Raw genomic sequence first — 12048 nt, 5'->3', positions numbered from 1 at the left:
GTCCTACAAGTCCACGGCCACCGACAAACGCAGTTCGCGCGGGCTCCCCAGGAAGGCGCTGCTGCTGGCGCCATTGCCGTTGACGCTGCCCGGAAAGATGGACAGCCAATAGCGCTTGTCGAACACGTTGTTGACCGACAGGCGCCAGGTGGTGGCCACGCCGGACACGCGCGTGGAATAGCGTGCACCGACATCGAGCGTCGTGTACCCGCTGATCCATTGGGCGTTGCTGTCATCTGCGGCACGCCGGCCCGTATGGTGCAGGTTGGAGCTGAGCACCAGTCCCTGCACGGACCGCGGCTGGTATTCCAGCAACAGATTCGCCTGCACCTTGGGCACGCCCACCACCTGCTTGTTGCTGGTGGCCGCCTTGCCCGTGTTCTTGAGCTTGGGGTCCAGGAGCGTGACGCCGCCAAACACGTGCCACCGGGGCCAGAATGCACCGCTGGCGGCCAGTTCCAGCCCGGTGTTGGACTGGTCGCCATGGACCTTGAAGTAATTGTCCGAGGGGTCGGTGAAGGCAAACGGCCGGTTGATCCGGAACAATGCCGCACTCACATCCAGCCTGCCCAAAGACCGCTTGGCCCCCAGCTCCCACTGCTGGCTGCGGAACGGGCTGAGCGTGGCCCCTTGGTTGGCGGCGCCATTGGGCGCGGCGTCCGCCTGCTCCAGGCTGTCCGCCCAGGAGGCGTACAGCGAAGTGTCCGCCTGCGGCTTGTATACCAGCGCGGCGGTTGAACTCCAGCCGGTCTTGTCGTCCGCGCTGGTCTGCGCCCCTGCCGCGTTGTAGGTGCGGGCGCGCATCTGGCTCCAGCTTGCGCCCAGAACCGCGGACCAGCCACCGCCAAAATCGACGCTGTCACCCAGCACCAGCGATTGCTGGGCATTGCGGATCGCGTGGTAACGGCTGCCGGGATCCGCCCATTGCGGTTCGGCGAACACGGCCGGATTGCCGATGCTGGCCTGCCCGAGGGTGTAGGTCTTGTTGGGATAACTGAACACGTCCCAGTTGAAGCCCGTGGTGCCCACCACCAGATCGTGCGTCCAGCCTCCCTGGCGCACGCGGCCGCTGAGCTGCAACAGGTTGCTGTCCACCACGAACCGCCCTGCCGCGGATGAGCCCACGGTCGTGGTATAGCCTCCGGAGGTTCCCGTCATGGTGTTGGTCGGCCAGGTCAGGGAGCGGTCCGCAATCTGCCGCAGCACCCCGGCGGTGACACGCCAGTCGTCGTTGATCCGGTGCAGCACGCGCGCGTTCAGGACGGAGGTCTCCAGATCCAGCCCGGCATAGCTTTGGCCGTAACCCACGCGGGTAGGGTCTGGCGCCGCAGGCAACAGGCCGGTGGCATAGGCAAAAGAACCGGGGAAGCCCTTGCGCACGAAGTGATAGCGGCTGGCATTGAGCTCTATCACCGTGCTCGCATTGGGGCGCACGTCCAGCGCCAGCCCCACCAGGCTGCGCCGCTGGGTGCTGCCTTGAACGTAGCCCTCGCCTTCCTCGTGCAGCAGGTTGGTGCGGTAAGTCACCACCTTGTTCACGTCCAGCGGGCCTGACAGGTCTGCGTGCGCACCGTAAACACGGCTGCTGGAGTAGCCCGCCGTCAGGCGCTTCTGGGAAGCGAGCGCCGGGCGTTTCTGGATGAAGTTGAAGTTGCCCGCCGGACTGGCAGGGCCATAGAAGGCGCCAGACAGGCTTTGAATCACCTCGATGCGTTCGTAAAGCTCCATCGGATACGCCGTCGTTCCCACCACGTTCAGGCCATCCAGATGGTTGTTCGCCACCACGCTGGACTGCATGCCCCGGGTCTGCGGACGGCCCACGTCCGCCCCGCCACGCGCCTGCATTTGCGCAGACGGCAGGTACTTGAGCAACTCGTGCACGCTGGTCGCCTGCTGGTTTTCAATCATCTCCCGGCTGACGGTGCGCACCGAATACGGCGTATCAAGCACCGCCCGGGTGCCCAGCGGCCCGAGCTCCACCTCCTTTGCCTGGAACCCGGCCGTGGAGGATGCACTCTCCACGATCACCTCCTGCAGTTCGGGGGGCGGTTGCGCCGACTCCGCCGCCGAGGCCCAGCCACAGGCCAGGGCGGCCGCCGCCACGGCCGTGCGTGCAAACGGCTGGAGAGAGGTTCTGGATGCGCGAAGCATGCTTGTTTCCTTAAGAGTCAAAGGACAGTGGAGAAAGCCGTGCCGGGGACGCAGGGCCCAGGTCAGGCCGATCCGGTACATCCCGCCCGCCCGGATCGAGCGCCAGCGGATGGAACGCCGTATGCCCCTGTTCGGAATGAAAGGCAGCCACGGCAATGCCGTACAGCCGCTCGATGGCGGCGGCCGTCACCACGGCGCGAGGAGAACCGTCGTCAACGATGCGGCCCCGTTCAAGCAGCGCCACCCGCGTGGAGACCAGCAGCGCATGCTCCGGCTGGTGGGTGGTTTGCAGCACGGCGTACCCCTGGGTGGCCAGCAGACGCATGCGCAGCAGCAGGCGCATCTGGTTGCCATAGTCCAGGCCCGCGGCGGGCTCATCCAGCACGACGAAGCGCGCCCCTTGCGCCACGGCCCGTGCGATCAGAACCAACTGGCGCTCGCCCCCTGAAAGCTCCGTGCAAGGCCGCGCGGCCAAATGCGCCACGCCCAATTGCTCCATCGCCAGATCGGCGGCGGCACGGTCGCGCGGCGTGGCCGCCTTGAACATGCCGTGCACCGGCAGGCGGCCCATGAGCACCAGGTCCCGTACGGTGTAGGGAAACAATGCCGCATGGGCCTGCGGCACATAGGCCAGATGCTGTGCCAACTCGCTGCGCGGGTAGGTTGCAAGAGCGCGTCCCGCCAGGCGGACTTCGCCCCGGTCCGGGCGCAGCAGGCCCAGCAGCAGGCGCAGCAACGTGCTCTTGCCTGCGCCATTGCTCCCCAGCAGCGACAGCACTTCCCCCGGCACGAGATCCAGATCCACGCCCTCAAGCACCGTGCGCCCGGGGTGCGCAAATGCCAATCCGCGCGCGCACAGTGCAGCATCGGACCTCACGGGGGCTGCCGTCATGCGATCCACCCCTTGCGCACGCGGTGCAGCAGCAGCACGAACACAGGAATGCCCAGCAGTTCCGTCACGATGCCAATGGGAACCTCCGCAGGCCCCACGGTGCGCACCACCATGTCGGCGGCCAGCAAAAACACCCCGCCCAGGACAACGCTCATGGGCAGCACGCGCACATTGACCGGCCCGACCAGCAAGCGCGCCAGATGCGGAACGAGCAAACCGATCCACCCGATCATTCCCGCCAGCGAGACCGTCAGCGCACTGGCCAATGTGGCGGCGGCGATCACCGCATACCGCACGGCCACGACCGGCACGCCCAGCGACCGGGCCTCATCATCCCCCAGCGACAACACGTCCAGGGCCCGCGCCAGCACCAGCAGAACGGCCACGCACAACCCCAGCGGAGCCACCAATTGCAGCACCGACTCCATGCTGGAGCGGGCCAGGCTGCCCATCAGCCAATACACGATGGCGGGCAGTTGATCCTGCGGGTCGGCAAGGTATTTCGCCACCGACAGCAGGGCAGTGAACAAACCGCTACTGATGACCCCACCCAGCACCAGCATGACCAGGGAGCCCTGGCCGAAGATGCCGGCGATACCCAGTCCGAGGACCACCGCCAGCACCCCCATGCCAAAAGCCGCGGCCTGCACGGCCCACCAGTTGCCAGACACCACATAGCCCAGGGCCGCGCCAAAGGCGGCTCCGGCCAGCACGCCCATCAGTCCAGGCGAAACCAGCGGATTGCGAAACACCGATTGGTACGCGGCACCCGACACCGACAACGCGCCCCCCACCAGCAAGGCCGCGAGCACGCGGGGCAGGCGTATCTCGACGATCAGGTTGTGCAGAAATTCCTGGCGCCCGGGCGGCATGTCCCCCAATCCTCCCTGGGCCGCCACGAAGCGCAGTACCTCCCCCATCGACATGGGATAGCGCCCTATGGTCAGGCCCCAGAGCACCGCGGCGCTCATCGCCAGCACGGCGAGGAAAGCCCACGACATCGCGCGCCCCATGGTGCTCAAGGCCTTCCAACGAGCGCTGGATACAAGCACACACGCTCGACCGACTTGCCGAAGAAGTGGTAGCCCGAACCGCCCTCGGCCAGCAGGTCGAGCAGGCTGTCAGGATCGCGCACGCGCGTGCCGCCCACCACGGTGACACCCCGGCGTGCATACGGCCCGCACACCAGCGTGGCCGTGGGGCCGATGACCGCCGCCTGCACGCCAGGCCGCAACTGTTGCAGCAGGCTATCGAGCGAGCCGTTGATCAAGGTAGTGCCGGTGGTGACGAATACGTCGGCCTGCGGGAGCACCTCGTCGGCACGCTCGGGCGGTACGTAGAAAGGTAGCTCCTCGGATTTGAGCGTGGACATGTCGAGCTCCAGCACGTGAAAAGGCTGCCCGCGCCGCCGCAATTCCCGCATGTAGGGCGGGAACGCCCCTACCAGCACCACCCGGTGCCCAGGCTCGATTTGCAATGCATCGAACGCATCCCCCCCGCACACGAGGGCATCCGTGGGCGGGCCGTCACGCATCCACAGCGTTTCGACCAGGGCGTTGAGCGTAGCAATGGCCAGCGCCCGGCGCAGGTCCTGTTGGCGATACAGATCGCCCAGTACCTCCACCGCCAACCGGCCGGAGATTTTCCCGGGGGTGGGCATGGCCTTGACCGAGCTAGGGCAGCACACTGCCTCGGGCACGCTCTTGATGGGCGTGGCACACAGGCCTCCTGCGCCGTTGCTCAGTTTGACGCCAGTGAAGAAGATGCCCATCACGGCTCGCTCGATGACCAGGGTCTCGGCCAGCGGGCCCAGGCGCTCGCACACGCTGGCATGCAGTTCGGACAGCAAGGTGCCCGTGCAGGTGGCACCGAGCGGGTTTTGTAGTACAGACATGGGACACCTCAATCGCCATGGCAGCCGCCGCCTGGGCGGCGGGCGAAATACAGCTTGGCGTTGCCGTAGCGGCCTGGCAGGTCTTGCCGTTGCACGTCCACCAGGCCAACATCCTGCAAGCGCTGCGGAAATTTTTCCACGCCACACAAGGGGTGGCTGTTGGTGAGCACGGCCTTGTCCAGGTCGCGCAACCCCCCTGGGGCGGATTCGCAGGCCTCCAGGCAAAACCAGTGGGCGCAGCACAGCTCTCCCCCCGGCGCCACGCAGGCCGCAGCCACCGCCAGCGCATCAGAGACGTTCTTGCGCACCGGGTACAGGCTGTGAAAAAGCACGACCCGGTCATGCGCCGGGCCTGCCATGGCTGCGTCCAGCGGGGTACCCGTGAGCAGGTGGCAACGGTCGGCCACGCCGCAGTCGGCCAGGAGCGCTTCGGCCTGAGCCAGGGCATCGGCCGCCACCACCACCGTGGCCTGCAAGGTGGGATCGGCCTGGCACAAAGCGGCAGCCAGCAGGCCGTCGCTCCCATCAAAGCACAGCAGGCTGGAGGTGGCTGCACCGCCGCAGCTTGGGCGCGGGCGCTGCGCCAGCAGTGCCGACAACGCCTGCGCTTCCGGCAGGTAGGGATGCAAGGCCACGGAAGACCAGGACTGCGGCACCTGCTGCTGCCATGTTTCGTTCATGAAATGCCCCATATCCGCCCAGCCCTGGTTGGGCGACTGCAAGGCTTGCAGCCATTCGGCTTGGCACCAGGGACTGGTGCTGCACAAGACTTGCTCCATCCCGCCGGCCAGCGCAAAAGCTGCCCCGTGGTGCACCAGCAGCCCCAGGTCTTCCAGTGCTTGCAGAAATGCGCCCAGGTGTGCACCGCGCAGGTTCAGGGCCGCGCCTATGGCGGCCTTTTCTGCGGGGCCATGCTTCGCCAGCCAGTCGAACAGGCCGCTGTCGTAGCCGGCACGCAGCACCTGGTGCGCCTTGTAACCGTCCACGATGCGGCGTACCACTGCCGCCGCTGCAGGTTCCTGCAACGTATTCAAATCCATCGCTTTGCTTGGCCAGTCCATGATGTTCATCTCCAGGTTGAGTGATGCGGTCAACGGTCGGCTGGCAGAACGCGAGGCCCGCCAGTCAGGATTTCACCAACCTGGGCCGCAGACAGGTCGATGGCAAAAAGCTCGCGGTAAAAGCGCTGTGTTTCCTGTTGCACCTGTCGGGCCGGTACGGCGCGTGGGTGAAACTGCGAGGCCGCCCACAGCACCGTCAGGGGCTGCTCGGAGGTGCGGTTGCCCCAGGTGTGCGCGCCGCAGGGCGTCACCAGCACCTGGCCCGTGCGCACGGCCTTGAGCGCCGCAAAGCGCGGATCGTGCAAGACGGCCTTGGCCTCTCCAGGGTCCGAGACGATCAGGAAGTCCGGGTCCCAGTCGAGCAGTTGCTCCATGGTGAAGCTGCGCGTCTCGGCCTGGCGGCCATCGTCGGTCACGCTGTTGCCGCCGGCGGCCTTGATCCACCATTCCGCCACCAGGTGTGGCTGGCGCAGGGTGGACGGGCTGAAATAAAGCACTGTGGGGCGCTTGCCCCCCTCGCGCTCGATGGCAGCGCCCACGCGGCCAATGATGTCGTCGAAGCGCAGCACATAGCGCTGGGCGGCTTTGGGCTGGTCAAGCAGGTCGCCTAGCAGGCGCACCACGGCTTTCACGTCCTCAGGCTTGCGCCAGGCCAGGTAGAGGGCGGGCAGGCCCAGCCGGTTGAGCGTCTCGGCGGCGGAGCGATCCATGGTCAGCACCACATCGGGTGCGACCTGCATCAGAGCCTCTACCTGGGGCGAATGGTCGGGGTTTTGCAGGGAGGGCAAACTGGCCGTGTGCGGCGCGAAGACCATCTGGTAGCCCCAGCGCGGCTTCTTGGCAAACGTCGGCAAGCCGTTGACGATGCGCCCGCCTTCCCCGATGGCGAACAGCAGGCTGTTGAGGACGGGCACCGCGCCCACCGTGGCCACGCGCTCAATGTGCGCCGGCACCTGCACCGTATCGCCTGCCATGTCGCGCAAGTCGCGCCGGGTTTGCGCAGAGGCCAGGCTTGCCCACAGCAAGGGCAGCAGGCAAAAGAATCTACGCAAAATCATCCAGAGGTCTCCCAAGGTCAGAGGCGCAACACACAAGCCACGGGCCGCGCGTCCTCGCACACCACGCCCACGGGCGTGCCGTACAACCGTTCCAGCATGGCGGGTTGCAGGACGTCCCGCGCGGCGCCGCAGGCCATCACGCTCCCGCCCGCCAAGGCCAGCACGCGGGCATCCAGGAGCAGGGCGTGCTCGGGCTGGTGGGTGGTGACCAGCACGGCCGTGCCATCGGCCGTCAGGTCGCGGATGGTGCGCAGCACGCGCACCTGGTTGCCCAGGTCCAGGCTGGCAGTGGGCTCGTCCATCACGAACAGGCGCGGCTGCTGGGCGAGTGCGCGGGCGATCAAGGCCAACTGGCGCTCGCCGCCGCTGACCCGGTTGAAGGGGCGTCCGGCCAAATGCGCGATGCCCGCCCGCGCCAGCGCGGCCCGGGCGAGATGCACATCACGCTGGCCCGGCATGGTCAGCGGCGGGAGGTGCGGCGTGCGGCCCATCAGCACCATGTCGAGCAGGCTCAGGCCGCTGTCGCCCGCTGCCTGCGGCACATAGGCCATCTTGCGTGCCATGGCACGGCTCGCGGTGTAGTGCTCGCCATCGACCAGCACCTCACCGCTCTCGGCACGCAGGGCACCGATCAGGCAGCGCAGCAGCGTGGTCTTGCCCGTGCCGTTGGGGCCCAGCAGGCACAGGATTTCGCCCGCCCGCACCTGCATGTCCACACCGGAGAACACCGGTGCCTGGCCTCTGGCATGGCGGTACGACAGTTGGCGCACGCTCAGGACCATTGACGCCTCGCCTTGAGCAGCACCGCCACGAACACCGGCGCACCCAGCACCGCCGTCACGATGCCCAGCGGCAATTCGGAGGCAAAGGCGCTGCGGCACAAGTCATCCACCAGCAGCAGATAGCCCGCGCCCATCAGCATGGAGGCAGGCAGCAGCACCGCATACGCCTGCCCCACCAGCAGCCGCGCCAGGTGCGGCACCAGCAGGCCGACCCAGCCCACGACGCCGGAAATGCTGACGACCGCCGCCGTAACCAGCGTGGCCGCAACGATCAGCAGCGCGCGCAGGCCGCGCACGGGAATGCCCAGGGTGCGCGCCTCGTCGTCCCCTGCTTCGAGCACCTGGGTCGGCCAGCGCAGCAGGTACAGCGCCGCCATGCCCGCCAGCGCGAAGGGCGCGGCCCAGGCCAGGTCCACCGCCGTCACCCGGCCCAGGCCGCCCAGCAGCCAGAACACGATGGCAGGCAGCGTGTTGAGCGGGTCGGCCATGTACTTGAGGGCCGAGGTGAGCGCCTGGAACAGGGCGGACACCACCATCCCGGCCAGCACCAGGACCAGGGCCGAGCCCTGCCCCATGCGCCCGGCGATGAACACGGCCGCCCCCACCGCCACCACGCCGCCCGCGAACGCCGCCCCCTGGATGGCAAGCGAGCCCGCCTGCACAAGCATGGCCAGGGCCGCGCCAAACCCGGCCCCGGCAGAGACGCCCAGGATGGCCGGCGAAGCCAGGGGATTGCGGAACAGGGTCTGGTACACCGCGCCTGCAGCGGCCAGGCCCGCACCCACCAGCATGGCGCCCAGCACGCGGGGCAGGCGCACGATCAGCACTACTTTTTCCGCCATGGGCGGCAGGCCCGAGGCCGCGCCCGTAACAGCGGCCCAGAGCACGTCCAGCACCTGGCCGGGCGAGAGCGGATAGTGCCCCAGCCCCAGGGACACGACGGCAATGGCCGCCACGCACAGGGCCAACAGCGGCAGGGGCGCCATGCGGCGTAGCCGCTGCCCGGCGGCGCGCAGCGGTGCCGCCGGCACCGCTGGCACTCCATTGGCGGCGTCTCCTCCCGGCATACCTAGAACTTGGCGCTGACCTTGACCGCCAGCGCGCGCGGCGTGCCCGGCAGGTAGGTCGGCAGCCCGCCCACGGCATAGTCGCTGGTGTTGATGATGCCGATGTAGCGCTTGTCAAAAAGATTGGAAATGTTCAGATCGACATCCATCTGCTTGAAGCCCAACACGTTGCGCGTGCGGTAGGCGATGCCCAGGTCTGCCACGGCATAGCCGTCCACAGCCTGCTTTTCTTCGGTATCACCGAAGCGCTTGCCGATATAGCGCACCGAAGGCATGAACGACCATCCGCCCCAGCGCCACACCATGCCGGCCTTGAGCATGTGACGCGGCGAATCCTGCATCTGCTTGCCCTGGACGTTCACTACGGTGGTGCTGGCCGTGCGGGCATCCTCGTCGTAAACGGCGCGGTTGAAGGTGTAGGAGGCGTATATGTCCAGGGTGGGTCGCGGCGCGATGCCGACCTCCAGCTCCAGGCCGTTCGCATGCGCCTTTGCCACGCTCTGGTGGTAGGCCACGCCCACTACGGGGTCGTACAGGCTGAGTTGCTTGTCCTTGTAGCGGGTGTGGAAGAAGGTGGGAGCGATGTAGGCATTGCCTATGTCAAGGCGCGCGCCCAGGTCGAAGTTGTCGGATATCTCGGGCTGCAGCTTGTACCAGATGTCGTTGAAGCGCAGGCCCGCGGCATCGAACGCGGCCCGGCTGGAGGTGAATGCGCTCGCCACCGAGCCCCAGTTCTGCCGCCCGTAGGTGCGCCCATAGCTGCCCCGCAGATGCGCGTTGCCCGCCAGGGGGTAGGCAAATCCCAGGTTGGGCAGCCACTGGTGGAAGGTGCGGCCCTGGGAAACCATGCCCGGGTCGGGCGTGGGCTGGTAGCCGAACACAGCGCCATAGGGCACGTCGGGCGCCGACTTGCCCTGGTAGTACTGGAAGGACGGGTCGCGGTACGACATGTAGCGCAGCCCGGCCGTCAGGTCGGCCTGGCCCACGCGGGTCGTCACCGACACATAGGGGTTGTTGTAGACGTGGCGCGTGGTGCGCGCCAAGGTGCTCCATTGGGCAAAGGCCAGGCTGCCGTCGGGCTGGATGCGGTACAAGCGCTGCGAGGTGGGCGGCGGCGGCGCTTCGCTGCTCTGGTACCAGTAGCCCACCACCACTTCTCCCCAGGTGTGCTTGGACTCATGCCGCAGGTCAAAGCCATAGGTGTCGTGCACGATCTCCCACCAGGTCACCCCCGGAGCGCCCTGGGCGTTCGCGCTGCCCGAGAGCGAATACCCGGTCTCCTTCCAGTAGTAAGGCTTGAACACCCAGAGGGAATCGGCGCCAGTGGCATACGACACCTTGCCCAGCAAGGCGTTGTCGGTGAAGTCCTGCCGGTTGAACCCGTGGTAGAGGTAGTCGGCAGCCGGCTTGCCCGTCAGTTGTTCGCTGAACTCCACGCTGCGGTACGCGGCAGGGTCTTGCACCTGCGCGTAGCTCAACGCACGGTAATCGTTCCAGCGCACCTTGTGGTGTACGCCGTTGAGTTCCACCGACAGGCGTTCGTTGATATCGGCACGCACACCGAATTCGAGGTTGGTGCGGTTCTGGTCGCCCGGCCCGCGCCATTTGTCGCTGCTCATGTCCGAGGCCGACACAAAGAAACGCACGGGTGCCGATAGCGTGCCTGAATCCACGCGGACGTAGGTGCGGCGAAAGTTCTCCGTGCCAAAGGCCTGCGACACGTCGATGCCGAATTTTTCCTCCGGCCCGCGCAGCGTCATGTCCACCACGGATGAATTGGAGAAGCCCAGGCCGCTGCCTGCCGGCACCGCTCCCCGCAAAAGGGAGATGCCGCTCATGTTCTCCAGGTCGAACAGGTCGCCGCCGCCCTTGCCGCTGGCGAAGCCAGGCTCGCCCGCGATAGGCAGGCCGTTGACCGTGCGGCCTACATGTGTGGAACTCTTGCCGCGCACGCGCATGCTCAATCGGTTGCCCAGGCCGTAGGGGTCGGCGCTTTGCAGATTGACGGAAGGGGCCATCTGCAAAGCCATCCAAGGGTTGCTCTGCGCAGGCCCGCCGAGCACCCGGATGCCTTCCTGTCCCACCGTAGTCACCGTGTTGGGGCGGCGGTCGGGCGGTGGTGCAATGAGCGCTGGAGCTTCTCCCCTCACCGTCACCTCGTCCAACTGCGTATCTCCCCCTTCGGGGGGGGCCGCCATCGATGCGGCCATTCCGCCACCCAGCAGAACCCCGATTACTTTCCCCATATAACTACGCATTCCCACCTCCTTCTTCGTTAATCGCTATATCTGGTTAGACATAGCGGTGCATATGGCTTTACTGTTGACATATACCGACCTCGGAAGGTTTTTACTTTTCCCAGGAGATCAAGGCCCAGCGCATGGGCTGGCCGGTGCGCTGGGCCGGGGTGGCGCGCGCGTACCAGTCGCGCAGGCGCGCGGTTTCGTCCTCGTCCAGCCCGCCCATGGACCAGGCGACGCGGCGCGCGAATTCGTCGAAATCCGGCGCGCCGGCCAGGCGGCTTTCCTGCGTGAGGTACGACAGGCTCGGGTGGATGCCCATGCGGTGCAGGATGTTGACGACGTAGATGTAGTCCGGCACGGTGTGCAGGCGCCGCCCCACCACGTCCTGCACCGCCGGGTCGGTGAAATGCCCGCCCACCAGGTGCGTGAGGTACACGCGCTGGCGCGCATGGGCGTCGAGCTTGGCCAGCGCGGCGGCCATGTCCTCCACCGTGCTGGAGCGCGAGGCCACGGCGATGTCGCACACCGGCACGTCGCTCCAGTCGTCCTCCCAGGCGCGGTGCAGCGTCTGCACCTGGGCCAGCCCGCGCGCGGCGGCCTGCTCGCGCATCGCCTGCAGCATGGCGGCGCTGTAGTCCAGCCCCACCACCTGGCGCAGCCGGTGCGCCACGGCCAGCGCGATGGTGCCGGGGCCGCAGCCCACGTCGAGCAGCGACGCGGCCCCGGTGAGGTCCATGCGCGCGACGAATTCCTCGGCGTAGCGGCTGCCCAGCGCCTTGGCCGCCATGCCGGCGGCGCGCGCGTCCCAGGTGCTGGCGCTCTTGCGCGTGCGCGCGCTCATGGCGAGGTGGTCGCGGTACAGGCGGCCGAAGTCGATGGCTTCGATGGTCATGCGGTGGT

10 protein-coding genes are annotated in these 12048 nt (G+C 67.3%); all 10 read right to left on the bottom strand.

All coding sequences use genetic code 11. The features are described 5' to 3' along the window. Positions 1 to 3: 3 nt before the first annotated feature. Positions 4 to 2151 carry a TonB-dependent siderophore receptor gene (locus tag YS110_01635; GenBank protein ID UJB63551.1) on the bottom strand — a complete coding sequence of 716 codons (2148 nt, stop codon included), beginning with the start codon at positions 2149 to 2151 and terminating at the stop codon, positions 4 to 6. Positions 2152 to 2161: 10 nt separating this feature from the next. Beyond that, the gene (locus YS110_01630) at positions 2162 to 3043 is read right to left on the bottom strand and encodes an ABC transporter ATP-binding protein (protein UJB63550.1); all 882 of its coding nucleotides are present in this window, start codon (positions 3041 to 3043) and stop codon (positions 2162 to 2164) included. Then, positions 3040 to 4056: an iron ABC transporter permease gene (locus YS110_01625; GenBank protein UJB67317.1), complete on the bottom strand. Its 1017-nt coding sequence runs from the start codon at positions 4054 to 4056 to the stop codon at positions 3040 to 3042. The genes YS110_01630 and YS110_01625 overlap by 4 nt, the downstream gene beginning before the upstream one ends. Before the next feature lie 5 nt (positions 4057 to 4061). Then, positions 4062 to 4937 (bottom strand): DUF364 domain-containing protein, encoded by an 876-nt coding sequence (locus tag YS110_01620; GenBank protein ID UJB63549.1) that lies wholly within the window; start codon positions 4935 to 4937, stop codon positions 4062 to 4064. Between the two features lie 8 nt (positions 4938 to 4945). Continuing rightward, positions 4946 to 5998: a hypothetical protein gene (locus YS110_01615; GenBank protein UJB63548.1), complete on the bottom strand. Its 1053-nt coding sequence runs from the start codon at positions 5996 to 5998 to the stop codon at positions 4946 to 4948. A gap of 29 nt (positions 5999 to 6027) precedes the next feature. Then, positions 6028 to 7056, bottom strand: coding sequence for an ABC transporter substrate-binding protein (locus YS110_01610; GenBank protein ID UJB63547.1), 1029 nt, complete (start codon positions 7054 to 7056; stop codon positions 6028 to 6030). Positions 7057 to 7073: 17 nt separating this feature from the next. Next, entirely contained in the window at positions 7074 to 7838 is a 765-nt protein-coding gene (locus YS110_01605) for an ABC transporter ATP-binding protein (protein ID UJB63546.1), read from the bottom strand. Continuing rightward, the gene (locus tag YS110_01600; protein ID UJB63545.1) at positions 7829 to 8905 is read right to left on the bottom strand and encodes an iron ABC transporter permease; all 1077 of its coding nucleotides are present in this window, start codon (positions 8903 to 8905) and stop codon (positions 7829 to 7831) included. Before YS110_01600 ends, YS110_01605 begins: the two co-directional genes overlap by 10 nt. Positions 8906 to 8907: 2 nt before the next feature. Then, the gene (locus YS110_01595) at positions 8908 to 10998 is read right to left on the bottom strand and encodes a TonB-dependent receptor (GenBank protein ID UJB63544.1); all 2091 of its coding nucleotides are present in this window, start codon (positions 10996 to 10998) and stop codon (positions 8908 to 8910) included. Positions 10999 to 11254: 256 nt separating this feature from the next. Next, positions 11255 to 12040: a class I SAM-dependent methyltransferase gene (locus YS110_01590; protein ID UJB63543.1), complete on the bottom strand. Its 786-nt coding sequence runs from the start codon at positions 12038 to 12040 to the stop codon at positions 11255 to 11257. Positions 12041 to 12048: the final 8 nt, after the last annotated feature.

This window comes from Acidovorax sp. YS12 (assembly GCA_021496925.1).
Lineage (GTDB): Bacteria > Pseudomonadota > Gammaproteobacteria > Burkholderiales > Burkholderiaceae_C > Paenacidovorax.
Note: the sequence above shows the minus strand (reverse complement) of the source record. Positions and strands in the feature narration are given on the sequence as shown.

Bases quoted from the DNA above. Each gene is read 5' to 3' on its own strand.
- YS110_01590 (UJB63543.1), bottom strand. From the start codon at position 12,040: ATGACCATCGAAGCCATCGACTTCGGCCGCCTGTACCGCGACCACCTC.
- YS110_01625 (UJB67317.1), bottom strand. From the start codon at position 4,056: ATGGGGCGCGCGATGTCGTGGGCTTTCCTCGCCGTGCTGGCGATGAGC.
- YS110_01605 (UJB63546.1), bottom strand. From the start codon at position 7,838: ATGGTCCTGAGCGTGCGCCAACTGTCGTACCGCCATGCCAGAGGCCAG.
- YS110_01615 (UJB63548.1), bottom strand. From the start codon at position 5,998: ATGGACTGGCCAAGCAAAGCGATGGATTTGAATACGTTGCAGGAACCT.
- YS110_01600 (UJB63545.1), bottom strand. From the start codon at position 8,905: ATGCCGGGAGGAGACGCCGCCAATGGAGTGCCAGCGGTGCCGGCGGCA.
- YS110_01610 (UJB63547.1), bottom strand. From the start codon at position 7,056: ATGATTTTGCGTAGATTCTTTTGCCTGCTGCCCTTGCTGTGGGCAAGC.
- YS110_01630 (UJB63550.1), bottom strand. From the start codon at position 3,043: ATGACGGCAGCCCCCGTGAGGTCCGATGCTGCACTGTGCGCGCGCGGA.
- YS110_01635 (UJB63551.1), bottom strand. From the start codon at position 2,151: ATGCTTCGCGCATCCAGAACCTCTCTCCAGCCGTTTGCACGCACGGCC.
- YS110_01620 (UJB63549.1), bottom strand. From the start codon at position 4,937: ATGTCTGTACTACAAAACCCGCTCGGTGCCACCTGCACGGGCACCTTG.